The organism is Flavobacteriales bacterium (assembly GCA_016124845.1).
Taxonomy (GTDB): Bacteria; Bacteroidota; Bacteroidia; order UBA10329; family UBA10329; genus UBA10329.
Genome location: WGMW01000009.1, coordinates 228,832 through 244,182, shown reverse-complemented (window position 1 = coordinate 244,182; position 15,351 = coordinate 228,832). Strand labels below are relative to the sequence as shown.

Annotated in this window: 12 protein-coding genes; 10 read left to right on the top strand and 2 right to left on the bottom strand. The window is 47.4% G+C overall.

Annotated elements, in window-relative coordinates; translation table 11 throughout:
• Positions 1 to 23 precede the first annotated feature (23 nt).
• From GC178_05155 to rsmG, 3 genes are read left to right on the top strand one after another with little or no spacing between them, the layout of a single operon-like run.
• On the top strand, positions 24 to 1,199 hold the full coding sequence (locus tag GC178_05155) for a glycosyltransferase (GenBank protein ID MBI1286948.1): 1,176 nt from the start codon (positions 24 to 26) through the stop codon (positions 1,197 to 1,199).
• Positions 1,190 to 1,804 (top strand): sigma-70 family RNA polymerase sigma factor, encoded by a 615-nt coding sequence (locus GC178_05150; GenBank protein ID MBI1286947.1) that lies wholly within the window; start codon positions 1,190 to 1,192, stop codon positions 1,802 to 1,804. Before GC178_05155 ends, GC178_05150 begins: the two co-directional genes overlap by 10 nt.
• On the top strand, positions 1,801 to 2,451 hold the full coding sequence (gene rsmG / locus GC178_05145) for a 16S rRNA (guanine(527)-N(7))-methyltransferase RsmG (GenBank protein ID MBI1286946.1): 651 nt from the start codon (positions 1,801 to 1,803) through the stop codon (positions 2,449 to 2,451). Before GC178_05150 ends, rsmG begins: the two co-directional genes overlap by 4 nt.
• On the opposite strand, the gene GC178_05140 is transcribed toward rsmG, so the two are convergent.
• Positions 2,448 to 4,283, bottom strand: a complete 1,836-nt coding sequence (locus GC178_05140; GenBank protein MBI1286945.1) for an ATP-binding cassette domain-containing protein — start codon at positions 4,281 to 4,283, stop codon at positions 2,448 to 2,450. The genes rsmG and GC178_05140 overlap by 4 nt on opposite strands.
• 145 nt (positions 4,284 to 4,428) lie before the next feature.
• Between GC178_05140 and GC178_05135 the strand changes: the two genes are divergently transcribed.
• Positions 4,429 to 4,587: a 50S ribosomal protein L34 gene (locus GC178_05135; protein ID MBI1286944.1), complete on the top strand. Its 159-nt coding sequence runs from the start codon at positions 4,429 to 4,431 to the stop codon at positions 4,585 to 4,587.
• Between the two features lie 67 nt (positions 4,588 to 4,654).
• On the opposite strand, the gene GC178_05130 is transcribed toward GC178_05135, so the two are convergent.
• Positions 4,655 to 5,470 carry an alpha/beta fold hydrolase gene (locus GC178_05130; GenBank protein ID MBI1286943.1) on the bottom strand — a complete coding sequence of 272 codons (816 nt, stop codon included), beginning with the start codon at positions 5,468 to 5,470 and terminating at the stop codon, positions 4,655 to 4,657.
• Between the two features lie 110 nt (positions 5,471 to 5,580).
• Here GC178_05130 and carB point away from each other — a divergent pair, with 110 nt between their 5' ends.
• Genes carB through GC178_05100 form a run of 6 tightly spaced genes read left to right on the top strand, consistent with a single transcriptional unit; the run spans position 5,581 to position 15,295 of the window.
• Positions 5,581 to 8,475: a carbamoyl-phosphate synthase large subunit gene (carB, locus tag GC178_05125; GenBank protein MBI1286942.1), complete on the top strand. Its 2,895-nt coding sequence runs from the start codon at positions 5,581 to 5,583 to the stop codon at positions 8,473 to 8,475.
• Between the two features lie 14 nt (positions 8,476 to 8,489).
• The gene (locus GC178_05120) at positions 8,490 to 8,768 is read left to right on the top strand and encodes a DUF4834 family protein (protein ID MBI1286941.1); all 279 of its coding nucleotides are present in this window, start codon (positions 8,490 to 8,492) and stop codon (positions 8,766 to 8,768) included.
• A 26-nt stretch (positions 8,769 to 8,794) separates the two neighbouring features.
• Entirely contained in the window at positions 8,795 to 11,236 is a 2,442-nt protein-coding gene (locus GC178_05115) for a hypothetical protein (protein MBI1286940.1), read from the top strand.
• Between the two features lie 5 nt (positions 11,237 to 11,241).
• Positions 11,242 to 12,528: a glycosyltransferase gene (locus GC178_05110; GenBank protein ID MBI1286939.1), complete on the top strand. Its 1,287-nt coding sequence runs from the start codon at positions 11,242 to 11,244 to the stop codon at positions 12,526 to 12,528.
• Positions 12,525 to 13,502, top strand: coding sequence for a hypothetical protein (locus tag GC178_05105; protein ID MBI1286938.1), 978 nt, complete (start codon positions 12,525 to 12,527; stop codon positions 13,500 to 13,502). The genes GC178_05110 and GC178_05105 overlap by 4 nt, the downstream gene beginning before the upstream one ends.
• Positions 13,484 to 15,295, top strand: coding sequence for a T9SS type B sorting domain-containing protein (locus tag GC178_05100; protein MBI1286937.1), 1,812 nt, complete (start codon positions 13,484 to 13,486; stop codon positions 15,293 to 15,295). The genes GC178_05105 and GC178_05100 overlap by 19 nt, the downstream gene beginning before the upstream one ends.
• Positions 15,296 to 15,351: the final 56 nt, after the last annotated feature.

Sequence of the window (15,351 nt, the reverse complement as noted above, 5' to 3'; positions counted from 1 at the left end):
AAAGATGGCTCAAATGTACTTAAATGCCCTTCAGCCGTTGGTTAGCTTTGCCGCACGCATCCATGGAAATCATCGACCTTCATTCGCTTCCGATCTGGCAATTGACGTTGGCCATTGTTTTCATCGGTTCGCTGCTGGTCCAGTTGTTCTATTATGCGTTCTTCTTCGCACGTTTGGCGTTTCATCGCCCCACTCAAAGTGTGGGTTCGAATGAACCTGTTTCGGTCATCATCTGCGCTTGGAATGAAGAGGACAATCTCAAGAAAAACCTTCAGTCTGTATTGGAACAGGATTATCCTGAATTCGAAGTGATCGTAGTGAACGATCATTCGTTGGATGAAACAGATCTGATGCTGCAATCGTGGCAACAGAAATATCCCCACTTGCGCGTGATCAACCTTACACGTGAGAATGTGCGCATCCGAGGAAAGAAATTCGCCATTTCCATGGGGATAAAAGGCGCTAAGTATGAGCATCTGTTATTCACCGATGCCGATTGCAGGCCGACATCCAAACATTGGTTGCGCTACATGACCGAAGGATTGAAAGGCGAGAAGAAGTTGGTGCTCGGTTTTGGGGGGTTCGAAAAGCGTTCGGGCCTTTTGAACATGTTCTACCGTTACGAGTCCGTTCACATCGCCATGCAATACATGTCGTACGCGTTGGCAGGTTTGCCGTACATGGGAGTTGGACGCAATCTGGCCTATCAAAAGGAGCTGTTTTTTCAAACCAAGGGCTTCATCAAACACCGTCATATTTCATCGGGAGACGATGATCTTCTGGTGAATGAGGTGGCATCGGGAAGGAACACAACCGTAGAAACCAGAAAGGAAGCGCAAACGCTTTCAGCGGCACCAGAATCGTGGGCTGCATGGTGGCTGCAGAAAAGGCGCCATCTTTCAACTGGGAGTTTCTACAAACTCTTATCAAAAATATTTCTTGGAATTTTCACGCTCAGCCATGTTTTGTTTTACCTGTCCTTTTTTGGACTTCTGTCGATGGAAACATTGTATTGGTTGGCGCTTTGTGGTATTTTCCTCAAATGGACCGTTCATTTGTCGATCATCGCAGCGGTGACGCGCATCTTGGACGCGCGTGATCTTTTGTTATTTTCGCTATTGGGTGATCTGTTCACTCCGTTTTTCAATACGGCAGTAGCCCTCTCAAACCGAATAAAACCACCCATTAGATGGAGGTAGAAGTCAATCCCGATCTTTCCGAAAAAGCCATGTTGGATTACCGTCTTGTGCGGGCAGCCATCGATAATGGCGATCAGAAGGCGTATGCGCAACTGATGGACCGTTATCGCGACAGCATTTATTTCATGCTGCTCAAAATGGTCAATAACCGTGATGATGCGGACGATCTGACCATCGAAGCTTTCGGAAAGGCGTTCAATAAGCTCCATCAGTACACTCCTAACTACGCTTTCAGCACGTGGCTGTTCAAGATCGCGTCCAACAATTGCATCGATTTCATCCGAAAGAAGAAGAAGAATCTGCTTTCGTTGGATAAGCCGATAGAAGGAAATGACGGTGGCGAAATGACCATGGATGTTCCTTCGGGAACGTTGGACCCAGAGGAGACCTACATCAAGCAACAGAAGAAAATTCTGATGCATGGCGTGGTGGAAAAATTGAAGCCGCGTTACCGCACGCTGGTTGAGTTGCGTTACTTCAAAGAGTATTCTTACGAAGAGATCGCGCAGGAACTCGACCTTCCGTTGGGAACGGTGAAAGCACAGTTGTTCCGCGCCCGTGAATTCCTCTACAACATCCTTAAGAACAGCAAAGAGAAGATTTGAATCCAGTAGATTCAGCTCCCGTTTCGTGGGAGATCATCCTCAAGTATTTTACTGAACTGAGCGATGTGCAGAAGCAGCAGTTTGCCGCGCTGTATGATGCTTATGAAGAATGGAACGCGCAGATAAACGTGGTTTCGCGTAAGGATTTCCATTTGTTCTACGAGCGACACGTGCTGCATTCGTTGGCGATTGCTGCGGTTGCCAATTTTGAAGACGGAAGTCGTGTTCTGGACGTAGGAACTGGTGGCGGTTTCCCAGGTATTCCGTTGGCCATCATGTTTCCAAACTGTCAGTTTCATTTGGTTGATAGCATTGGCAAGAAGATAAAAGTGGTTGATGCAGTAGCTGCTCAGATCGGATTAACAAACGTGAAAGCCGAACAGGCTCGGATGGAGCAGGTGAAGGAAAAGTATGATGTGATCGTTACGCGTGCGGTGGCGCCATTGCTCAAACTCAAGAACTGGCTCAATGGTAAACTCGACTCTAAAAGCAAGAAAGCGGTTACAGGTTTGATCTGCCTGAAAGGCGGTGACCTGACCGAAGAGATCATTGAAGCACGGGTTAAAGCCAATCTCTACAAGATCAGCGACCTGTTTGAAGAGGAGTTTTTCGATACGAAAATGGTGGTTTGGGTGCCGAGGTTTTAGGCTTGCATCTGCAATTCCAACAGCCCTTTGTACAGGCCGTTTTCCTTCGCAAGTAATTCTTCGTGTTTCCCGTTTTCGGAGATGAGACCTTTGTCCAGCACCAGAATTCTATCTGCTTTGCGAATGGTTGAAAGTCGATGTGCAATGACCAAAGAAGTTCTTCCCACCATCAGTTTGTCCAACGCTTCTTGAACCAAACGTTCCGATTCAGAATCGAGCGAGCTGGTGGCTTCGTCCAAGATCAAGATGCGCGGATCTTTTAAAACTGCACGCGCAATGGCAATTCGCTGGCGTTGACCGCCAGAAAGCTGAATGCCGCGTTCACCCACAACGGTGTCATACTTTTCTGGGAAACTATCTATGAAAATGTGCGCGTTCGCCTTTTTGGCTGCGGCTTCAATTTCTTCAAGCGATGCTCCTGGTTTCCCGTACTCGATGTTCTCGCGGATCGTTCCTCCGAACAGGATCACATCCTGCGGAACGATGGCCATCTGATTTCGAAGGAAGGTCAGATCCATTTCTTTCGAGTCGATGCCATCGATCGTAATCGTTCCAGAATTGGGGTCGTAGAACCGAAGCACCAATGAAGCAATGGTCGATTTCCCAGAACCTGACGGCCCGACAAGTGCCACCGTTTCGCCTTGTTTCGCTTCAAAACTCACACCATTCAATACCGAAATATCTGGGCGGCTCGGATAACGGAACTGGACATGATCGAATTTCAACGCCCCCGAAATGGCCTCTATTCCAGCGGAGGCTTTGCCTGCATTATAAGGCTCAGGCTCTTCGTCCATGATCTCGAGAATGCGTTCAGCGGCACCGATCGCTTTCTGAATCTGTGCATACATCTCCGCAATGCCGCCAATGGAAGCACCCACAAAAACCGAATAGAGTACAAACTGAATCAGCTTTCCGAGTGTGAAGAGTTGGTCTTCTGGAATGGTCGGGTCAGCGGCCAGTCGCGCAATGTCCTGATTGACGAGCGTTGCTCCGTACCAGATCACACCAACGATGGACCCGAAAAGACAGAAGATGATGAACGATGCGAAAAACCCACGTGCTTTGGCACCTTGAAGCGCTTTCTCGATGATGGCATCGGTGCTTTTCGCATAGCGCACACTTTCGTACACCTCATTGGCAAACGATTTCACATTTGTGATGCCAGCCAGTGTTTCTTCTACAATGGTGTTCGATTCAGCAATTCTGTCCTGTGTTTCCTTCGAAATTCTTCGGATCATTCTTCCGAAAACGACCGCGAAAACTGCCACCAACGGCACAATGCAGAGCATTACAAGTGTTAGTTCGATGGAGGTGTAAGCGAGGAATGCGATACCGCCCACGATCAACATGGACTGCCGCAGAAATTCCGCAACAACTGTTGTGAACGTATCCGAAAGCATGTTGATGTCCGTGGCGATGCGGCTGTTCATTTCGCCCACACGGTTCTGCGAGAAGAACGACATCGGCAAGCGGATCAACTTGTTGTAGGTGTCCTTCCGCAGGTCGGCCAGCACGTGCTCCGTCACGTTCACAAACAGGTAAATGCGGAAAAACGAGAAAATGGCCTGTAGAATGAATACAGCGAACAGAATCAGCGCAATGCGATTGATGTCCTGAAGCATGGCGGTCTCGGCCGAATCCACCATATCTCCTAGCAATTTTGGGAAGATGAGAGCGGTAAGGCTGGTCAGAAACAGGAAGAAAAGTCCCAGATAATATTTCCATCGATGCGGCTTGAAGTAGCCGAAAAGCCGCGAGACTTTTCTGATGCTTTCGCCCGAAACTTTCACTTTCGGCAGGTCTTCCGTGTCCAATCTGTCTCTTCTTGCCATATTTTGCGGTGCAAAGGTATTTAAATGGTCATTCGTTATTCAGCCAATTCCTCGATAACAAATAACCATTAACCAATAACTCGGAATATTTGTTTGCAGAAATAGAATCGAAGATTATCTTTGCACGCCCAAATAAGTAGGAGTTATGAAAAGAACGTTTCAACCATCACGAAGAAAGAGAACCAACAAGCACGGTTTCCGTAGCCGTATGGCAAGTGCCAATGGTAGAAATGTATTGGCGGCACGCAGAGCAAAAGGTCGTAAAAAGTTGACCGTTTCTGACGAGCGCGCAGACAAGAAATAAGATTTTAAGGTTAAACATTGGAAGCCCGTTCAGTTTTTGGACGGGCTTTTTCTTTTCAGAAAAGTCGTCAACATTTGAAAGCTGACGACTTTGACCTTAAATCAAGTGCAATCTCTTTCGTAGTCAAATTGTGTCCTGTGTCAAGAAGAATGAGTTCTGCGGTTTTGCAGTTCTCGCCCGAAAGTTTCTTTGCCAATTTGGGATGGATAACGCGGTCTTTTTTTCCGAACACCAATGTTGGTTTGATCTTGTACCGCCAGATCCGCTTCCGTACTTGATCCAGCGAAGGGCGGATGTGCTTAAACGTGATCCAGGTACGCAGAACCTTCTCACGCTTCTCGCGCGTTCCCATCTGCGCAGCTACAAATTGATCGATCTTCTTGTTCATCAATCCAAGTGAAGCAAGAAGTCGACTCGACAATAGAAATGGCTGAGGGAATGCGATGACCAATTGAAAGAGCAATCGCCCAAAAAGTGTGTGCGTCACAAACCAGTAAAGTGGGTTGGTTTTCAGTCCGTCTGGAGCTATCAATAATATTCGGTCAATTTTACCTGGTGTCATTTCCACCATTTTCAGCACAATTTTCCCTCCTAAACTGAACCCAGTCAACGAGCAATGGGTGGCACCAACTTCGCGCATGGCTGTTCCAAGCAGTTCGCCTACATCGCCAATGCTCAGCGGTTTATTTTTCCTGATGGTTGTATTCCCGTGAAGTGGAAGATCAAAGCTCAGAATGTGCGCTTCGGGTTGCAGGTTTTGCATAAAGTGAAGCATCACTTCCGCTTCTTGCCCATAACCGTGAAACGCCAGCCAAAGCTCATCTCCAGAACCGCTGTCGAGATAGCTCCAAGTTACGTCTCCCACTTTCAGGGCCTTTCGCATGTAGCAATGGTAGATAAAATGTTTAAAACTGAATCGTTTTTGAAGGCAACAGTCCGAAGCATAGAACCTACCTTCGCAGGAATTTGCGCAGTCGATAAATCCAACAGAAAATGCCAAAAGACAATTCCATAAAACACGTTCTGATCATTGGTTCCGGTCCCATCGTAATTGGCCAAGCATGCGAGTTCGATTACTCTGGTTCTCAAGCTTCACGATCATTGCGTGACGAAGGAATCGAGGTAACCCTCATCAACTCCAACCCAGCCACTATTATGACAGATCCCGTCACTGCGGACAATGTCTATTTGAAGCCGCTGGAACCGAAAAGCATCGTTGAGATTTTGGAGAAACACAACATCGATTGTGTACTTCCTACAATGGGTGGGCAAACTGCTCTCAACCTTGCCATCAAGTGCAAGGAAATGGGCATTTGGGATAAATATGGTGTACGGATGATCGGTGTTGATGTGGATGCCATTGAGTTGACCGAAGACCGTGAAAAGTTCCGTCTGAAGATGGGTGAGATCGGTATTCCGATGGCACCTCAAACCACCGCCAAATCATTTTTGGAAGGGAAAGAAGCTGCGCAGGAATTCGGTTTTCCAGTCTGTATCCGTGCTTCTTACACGTTGGGTGGTGCAGGGGCTGCCATCGTTTACAACCAGGAGACGTTTGATAAACAGCTGACACGCGGATTGCACTTGTCACCGATTCATGAGGTGATGATCGATAAAGCAGTGCTTGGCTGGAAAGAGTTCGAGCTGGAGTTGCTTCGCGATAGCAACGACAATGTGGTGATCATCTGTTCTATCGAGAATTTCGATCCGATGGGAATTCATACTGGAGATTCCATCACGGTTGCGCCTGCTATGACGCTGAGCGACAAGACCTATCAGCGCATGCGCGATATGGCCATTCACATGATGCGCTCCATCGGGAATTTTGCGGGTGGATGTAACGTTCAGTTTGCGGTGAGCGATGATGAGAACGAGGACATTATTGCCATTGAGATCAACCCACGTGTGAGCCGTTCTTCGGCCTTGGCATCGAAGGCAACAGGTTATCCGATTGCGAAGATCGCTTCGAAACTGGCCATCGGGTACAACTTGGATGAGTTGGAGAACCAGATCACGAAAACCACATCTGCGTTCTTCGAACCAACATTGGATTACGTGATTGTGAAGATTCCGCGCTGGAACTTCGATAAGTTCAAAGGTTCCAACCGAGAGCTTGGTTTGCAGATGAAGTCGGTAGGCGAGGTGATGGGAATCGGACGAACCTTCCAAGAAGCCCTTCAGAAGGCGTGTCAATCGTTGGAGATCAAACGAAACGGACTTGGCGCAGATGGTAAGGAACTTCGCAATCAGGATGAAATTCTTCACAGCTTGAAGCATGCGAGTTGGAACCGCTTGTTCCATATTTACGATGCCTTCAAGTTGGGAATTCCAACCAAGACCATTCAGAAGATCACCCGCATCGACCCTTGGTTCTTGGAGCAGATTCATGAGTTGATCGAGCTCGAGAACGAGATTGAGCGTCATTCTCTTGCTTCGCTACCGAAAGCACTACTGTACGAGGCGAAGCAGAAAGGCTATGCCGATCGACAGATCGCACACTTGCTGAACTGTTGGGAAAGTGAGGTTTTCAAGAAGCGTCAGGATTTCAATATTCAGCGCGTTTACAAATTGGTTGATACATGCGCGGCCGAATTCCCAGCACAGACACCATACTATTATTCCACTTTCGAACAAGCCCCCTCTTACTCCCCCGAAGGGGGAGAACTGCTTCCACATCCGGACCTTATCGTCAACGAGTCCATCTCCTCCCCTGTGGGGAGGTCGGGAGGGGCTGACAAGAAGAAAATCGTGGTTCTTGGTTCAGGCCCGAACCGAATCGGTCAAGGAATTGAGTTCGACTACTGCTGTGTGCATGGCGTTTTGGCTGCGAAAGAGTGCGGTTACGAGACCATCATGATCAACTGTAACCCCGAAACGGTTTCAACCGATTTCGATGTGGCGGACAAACTCTACTTCGAGCCAGTTTTTTGGGAACACATTTACGATATCATCCTTCACGAGAAACCAGAAGGAGTTATCGTTCAGCTTGGTGGACAAACAGCATTGAAACTGGCTGAGAAACTGGAACGTCATGGCATCAAGATCATCGGTACGGATTTCAAATCGCTCGACCTTGCCGAAGACCGCGGACGGTTCTCAACGCTGCTTGCAGAAAAGGGAATTCCATATCCGAAGTTTGGTGTGGCCGAAGATGCCGACAAAGCATTGGAACTCTGCAAAGAACTCGGTTTTCCGTTGCTCGTTCGTCCATCGTATGTGCTTGGAGGACAAAGCATGAAGATCGTGATCAACGAGCAGGAACTGGAGAATCATGTGGTAAATCTTTTGAAAGACATTCCTGGTAACAGAATTCTTCTGGATCACTTCTTGGAAGGTGCGATTGAAGCAGAAGCAGATGCAATCTGCGATGGCGAAGATGTTTATATCATCGGCATCATGGAACACATCGAACCTGCCGGAATTCACTCTGGCGACAGCTATGCGGTACTTCCTGCTTTCGACCTAAGTGAGAATGTGATGAAGCAGATCGAAGAACACACCAAGACCATCGCGCTTGCGTTGAATACAGTTGGATTGATTAACATTCAGTTTGCGGTGAAGGATGAAGTGGTGTACATCATCGAGGCGAACCCGCGCGCTTCACGGACGGTTCCGTTCATCGCCAAAGCGTATCGCGAGCCTTATGTGAACTACGCCACCAAGGTGATGATGCGCGAGAAAACGTTAAAAGACTTTAAATTCTCACCTCACAAACAAGGCTACGCAATTAAGATCCCGGTCTTCTCATTCGACAAATTCCCCGATGTAAATAAGGAATTGGGGCCAGAAATGAAATCGACAGGAGAGGCCATCCGCTTTATTGACGACCTGAAGGACGAGTTCTTCCGCGAGGTCTATTCAGAGCGGAACCTCTATCTTAGCCGATAGAAATTGCATCGCGCATGTTAGGCGTACTCAAAACCATACTTTTCCTCATCGTAGTCTATTACGTTTGGAAGATGTTGTTCCGACTGTTCTTCCCAGTTGTGGTGAAGAAAGTGGTAGACAAGGCGCAGCAGAACATGGACGACCGCATGCGGCAATCGTACGAGCAGCAAGGTCGCGGCTATGCCGACCAAGAAGGTGATGTGATCATTCAGAAAGGAGTCGAGAAGAAGAAACCGAACGGAGTTTCCGATTCTGAAGGCGAATACGTGGAGTTTGAAGAGATCAAAGACTGACCAACTCCAAAAACCAATCTCATAACATGGATAAACTGAAGAAATTCCTGCCTCATGTGCTGGTCACATTGGGGCTTTTGATCGTGGCTTTGGCGTACATGCATCCCGTAATTCTGGAGAAGAAGGAGCTGATCCAGTCGGATATCGTGAACTTTCTCGGAATGAGCAAAGAGATCGTGGATTTCCGAGAGGAGACAGGAGAAGAACCGCTTTGGACCAACTCCATGTTCGGTGGAATGCCCGCGTACCAGATCTCAACGCTGTACCCGAACAACTGGTCAAAGAAGATCATTCATTTCATCAACCATTCTATACCGCAGCCGGCCAATTATCTGTTTTTGATGTTGGCGGGAGCGTACTTCATGTTCCTGATGATGGGTGTGAATTGGCGTTACGCGCTGGCTGGCTCCATAGCATACGGTCTGGCCTCCTACACGGTGATAATTCTTGAGGCTGGCCACAATTCCAAGGCACACGCCATGGCCTACATGGCACCTGTTATTGGTTCCATTCTGCTGACGTATCGTGGCAGATACTTGCTCGGATCTGCACTTTTGGCGTTGTTCCTTTCGTTGCAGATTGCCACCAATCACCTTCAGATAACCTATTATCTGTTGCTGACCATTCTTGTGCTCGGAGCCGTGAAATTGGTAGATGCCATCAAGAACAATCAGCTGCCAAATTTTGCCAAGGCAACAGGTTTAATGGTTGTAGCTGCCATTATTGCGGTCGGGCCGAATTTCGGTTCGCTTTGGACCACAGCCGATTACGGAAAGGAAACGATGCGTGGCAAGTCTGAACTCACCGCCAAGAAGGAAAGTTCTGGCTTGGAGAAGGATTACGCCATGCGCTGGAGCTACGGAGTGGGTGAAACGTTCACGTTGATGATTCCTGATTTCATGGGAGGAAGCAGCATGCAGTCCTTCCTGATGGATGAGAATTCGGCCACGTACCAAGCGTTTGTGTCGCATCGTCCTACCACACAGCAGGAAGCCAACGAACTGGGACGTTTGCAGCAGCAGACCACGGCTTATTGGGGCGCACAGCCGTTTACTTCAGGTCCGGTATATCTCGGAGCCATCATCTGCTTCTTGGCTTTGCTTGGAATGCTGGTTGTGAAAACCTCCGACCGTTGGTGGCTTTTCATCGCTTTTGTGCTTTCCATCATGCTCTCTTGGGGAACGAATTTCGCGTGGTTCTCCGACCTGTTCTTCAATTATTTCCCCGGTTACAACAAGTTCAGAGCGGTGTCAATGACCTTGGTGATCGCGCAGCTTGTGTTGCCGATTCTTGCGGTGCTTGGTCTCAAGTCGTTCTTCGAAATGACGGACAAGAACGAACGGCAGAAAAGTCTTATGATCGCTGCCGGAGTTTCGGGCGGCATTTGTCTTTTGCTGTGGTTGGCGCCAAGCATGTTCTTGGATTTTATGAGTAACACCGATGCGGCTCTCATCGGCACCAAATACGATTGGTTGCTGGATGCACTTCAGGAAGATCGTACTGCACTTCTCAAATCGGATGCGCTGCGATCGTTGGTGCTTATTCTACTTGCCGCAGCCTTGTTGTTTGTGTATCATTTGAACAAGTTGAAGGCTGGAGTTGCCGGCATTCTCATCTCGGTGCTGGTGCTGGTCGATCTTTGGAACGTGGATCAACGTTACTTGAGTGAAGATGATTTCGTGAGGAAGAGCCAAGCGAAAAATGTGATCGCACCGACCGATGCGGACAAGCAGATCCTTGCCGATAAAGACCCGAATTTCCGCGTCATCAATTTGGCAACAAATACGTTCAATGATTCCAAAACTTCGTATTTCCACAAGTCGATCGGTGGTTACCACGGAGCCAAGTTGGAACGCTATCAGGAGTTGATCGATTCGTGCATCAGCAACACCAATTTGGCGGTGCTCAACATGCTCAATACCAAGTATTTCATCACGCCCGACAGAGCAACTGGCAAACCTTCGGTAAGACGGAATCCGCTGGCGTTGGGTAATGCGTGGTTCGTTAGCGATGTAGCGTTGGTCGACAATGCCGATCAGGAGCTTTCTTACCTCAATCGCAACGATTTCAATCCAGAAGAAGTGGCGGTCATTGACAAACGTTTCGAATCGGAATTGAGTGGTTTCCAACCAACGGTCGATAGTACGGCATCCATTTACTTCCTCGAGTATCAACCGAACTACCTGAAGTACGAAACGGAGGCGGCCAAAGATCAATTGGCGGTGTTCTCAGAGATCTATTTCGCTAATGGATGGAACGCTTATGTGGATGGCGAACTGAAGCCTCATTGGCGAGCCGATTATGTGCTAAGAAGTATGATCGTTCCAGCTGGGAAACATGTGGTCGAGTTCAAATTTGAACCGAGGATCTATTACACGGGAGAGAAGATTTCCTTGGCCGGCTCTATACTGATGGTACTGTTCGTGATTGGCGGAGTTGTGCTGGATGCCCGTTCTAAAAAGGACTGAACGCTTTGAAAAAAGTGCTCATCATCACGTATTACTGGCCACCAAGTGGCGGTGCGGGTGTACAACGTTGGTTAAAATTTGCCAAATATCTGCCTGAGTTCGGCTGGAAGCCGATCATTTACACGCCAGAGAATCCAGAATTCCCTGTGATCGATGAGTCGTTGATGAAAGATGTTCCCGAAGCGGTGGAAGTGCTGAAACAACCGATCTGGGAACCGTACAATTGGTACCGTCAGTTCTTAGGTCAGAAGGACAAAAAGATCGGGGCTGGGTTCGTGTCGGAGAAGAAAGAGCCTGGACTTCTCCACAAGATTTCGGTCTGGGTTCGTGGCAACTTCTTTATACCTGATGCACGGAAATTCTGGATCAGACCATCGGTTCGTTTTCTTACTGAATATCTCAGGGAAAACCCAGTCGATGCGGTCGTTTCCACGGGGCCTCCGCACAGCATGCATCTCATTGCGTTGGAATTGAAAAAACAACTGGGTGTGAAGTGGATTGCAGATTTTCGTGATCCTTGGACGAATATTGATTTCTATGAGGAACTCATGCTTACAAAATGGGCGGATAGGAAACATCGCCAGTTGGAGCGCGAGGTTTTGACAAAAGCAGATAAAGTGGTCACCATCGGGTACACCATGACCGAAGAGATGCGCGCGCTTGGTGCCAGTTCGGTCGAAACCATCACCAATGGATTTGATGAAGAAGACTTTCCAGAAACGGAAGTACCGTTGGACAAGGAATTCAGCATCAGTCACATCGGAACGTTCTCACCGGCCCGTAATCACCCAAAACTGTGGCAGGCATTGGCTGAACTGAAAGCCGAAAATGCTGAGTTTGCCAAAGCGCTGAAGATCAGAACCGTTGGGGTGGTCGACCATAGCGTGGCCGCTTCCATTGAGGAAGCTGGTCTTGCAGCGAATTGGGAACGCATCGATTACGTCTCGCACGATAAAGTGTTGGAATATCAGCGTTCCAGCCGCGTTTTATTGGTAAGCATCAACAATACTCCCAACGCCACAGGAATTCTCCCCGGCAAATTCTTCGAATACCTGGCATCTGGCCGACCCATCTTGGCCATCGGCCCAAAGAAAAGTGACATCGGCACCGTACTCTCAAAAACCAATGCTGGAATGATCGTAGAACGCGATGATATTGAGGGGATGAAGCGGGCTATTCGATTGCTGTTTGAAGGTGATGCGAGTTTGATTGGTGATAAAAGTGAGATTGCCCAGTTTTCGAGGAAAGGTTTGACGGAGCGACTGATCAGGACAATCGAATCATTGAAATGAATCAACAACCCATTTTCATTTTAGGAGCGCATAAGTCTGGTACAACTATGCTTCGGAATATGCTAAGTGGGCATCCCGATCTGTTTGTGATCCCATTCGAATCACATGTGTTTCAGCTTTCCGATTGGGATGTGGATTATGAATACCGAAAGAATAAGAAGCAAGGACTTTCCATAAAACAGATTGAGTCCAATTTCAAAGACTGGATCAAGTTGCAGAATGAGGCTGTCGATCCGATGGGAGATACGTTCGTTACCGGAAAACTGAATGTTGATGCATTCAATCAACATTTTTGCCTGAAAGAGGGTGATACTCAAACCGTGATCTTCGAAAAGTACATGTCGGCCGTTCACCAATGTTTGGGGCTTGGAGACTTAGATGACAACAAGCGTGTAGTGGAGAAGTCGGTGGAGAATGCTGAATTTGCTGTAGAGTTATCTAAGATGTACCCACAGGCCAGATTCATTCATATTGTCCGGAATCCGTATGCCAATTTCGTTTCGCTGCGCAAATACAAGAGTGTTGGTGTTGGTTATCCATTGCTCAATCGCATGGTCAAGACGATTAAGAACAGTTATCACTATCTGGAAGAGAACCCGAAACAGATTGAACATTACCTGGTTGTCCGCTATGAAGACATCCTAACGGATACAGAACGGGTCATGCAAGAAGTTGCAGGGTTCATAGGAATACCGTTCAATGAAAAACTGCTTTTTCCGAGCCATCTCGGAGAACAATGGGGTGGCAACAGTACGTCTGGAAAGAAGTTCAAAAGTGTATCTTCCGTCAACCTTGATGAGTGGAAAAATGAGATACTTCCAATAGAGGTGAAATGTGTGAATAGTGTGGCCAAAGAAATCATTCATTCTCTCAGATATCCATTCATTACCTCAAATGGTTCGTTCATTAAAAAGAAACCTGAAGAGAGCTTGTTAAGGTTTATCTTTAACAGGTTATGTGTTCTCCTTCTGTAATGTTGTATAGGCTTAGAACGTTTTTTCTCTTTGTAGTCTTTTCGGCTTGGTTTTCAGAAGCATCGAAAGCGCAAGTTCAACAGCCACCTAATTGGCACATTTTCACAACTGGAAATTCAGGATTGATGGACAATAGGATTTATTTTCTGTTGCACGATCAGGCTACTGATGTTCATTGGGCGGCCACATTTAATGGAGGTCTTTCAAAGGTCGTTGGTCAAACCATTACCACTTTCACCACCGCCAATTCTGGGATTCCATCGGATAAGTTGAGAACCCTCACTTTTGCTCCGAATGGAATTCTATGGGTTGGTACGAAGGATAATGGGATATTCTCTTTCGATACCACGAATAACGTTTTTGTCGATTATAATCCTTCCAATTCTGGAATGCCTGACATAGAATGCTGGGGAATGACCACCGATCAGTTTGGCAATATCTGGGCTGGCGCGGGCAACTCTGGATTGGTCAAATTCGATGGCTCTAACTGGACGTTGTATAGTACCGGAAACTCTGGAATACCACACAATTGGGTGAATTATGTTTCTGAAGACAATCAAGGAAATATTTGGGTGGCTACAGGTGGTGGATTTGCCAAATTTGATGGGGCCAATTGGACAACATATAACGTTGGCGATTATGGTCGTGTTGTCATTCAAACTTCTGATGGAAACGTTTGGTTGGCATCCACTACGCGATTGACAATGGTGAGCGGAGGAACGCTCACCGATTTCACTACCTCCAACTCGGGAATTCCGGATAATGATGTTTCCGCCTTAGTAGAAGATCAGAATGGAGACCTGTGGCTGGGGACGGTCAATGGCGGAGTGGCCAAATATGATGGAAGTTCATTTCAGATCTACGATATCACAAATTCAACCCTGCCTGACAATTACATTGAGACCATTGATATAGACAACTTGAATAGACCGTGGGTGGGAATGAACAGCGGTGGGTTGGCCGGATTCGTTAAGGATACAACCCAAGTACCAGAATTGATTTTGGAATTCGAAACGGGGATGGATACGTGTTACAGGAATACAGGGTTCGTTCAAGTGCAGGTCAGCGGAGGAACGGCTCCGTATCTTTTCATGTGGAATTCAATTGCAGACTCAGCACATTTTTTTACTGACACGGTTACAAACACAAATCTGATCAATGCTCTGTCGGCTGCAACATATTCTGTAGTGGTTCAAGATGCAAATGGTTACCAAGTGACCGGTTCGGTAACGGTGCCTGTGATGAATCCTCCTTTGGCTGCGTTCTATACAAGGTCAAAGCCGGTGGAATTTATTGACCCGTTGGTTTTGTTTGATAATGAAAGCGCAGGAGCCAGTTCGTACGAATGGCATTTTGGAGATGGTGCGACATCGTATGAAGAGAATCCTGAACATTCATACGATACTGCTGGTGTGTTTTTGGTGATGCTCGTAGCGTACGGTCAGTCTGGTTTCGGTTGCATTGACACGACCTACGGTTATGTGGAGGTCGATCCATTTTTCACTTTTTATGTTCCAAATGCATTTACTCCTGACGGAGATGGAAAGAATGACACTTGGGGGCCAGCTGGGCTGAATTATGAGGTTGAGAGTTATGAACTCGAAATATTTGACCGCTGGGGAGGTCTAATTTGGAGAACAGACAATCCTCTCAAGTGGTGGGATGGAAACTACATGAGCAGCAATGATCGCGTGATGCAAGGTCTCTACGTGTATCAGTTCAGGTTGAGGCAGTTCAACACATTTGAGCCCAAGGTTTACAAGGGAACGGTTACCCTGTACCGCCACAATTAACTGTTTTTAGCGAATCCGGTTTAATAAGCAACAGCGATTTACGTCCTTTGGCGGGA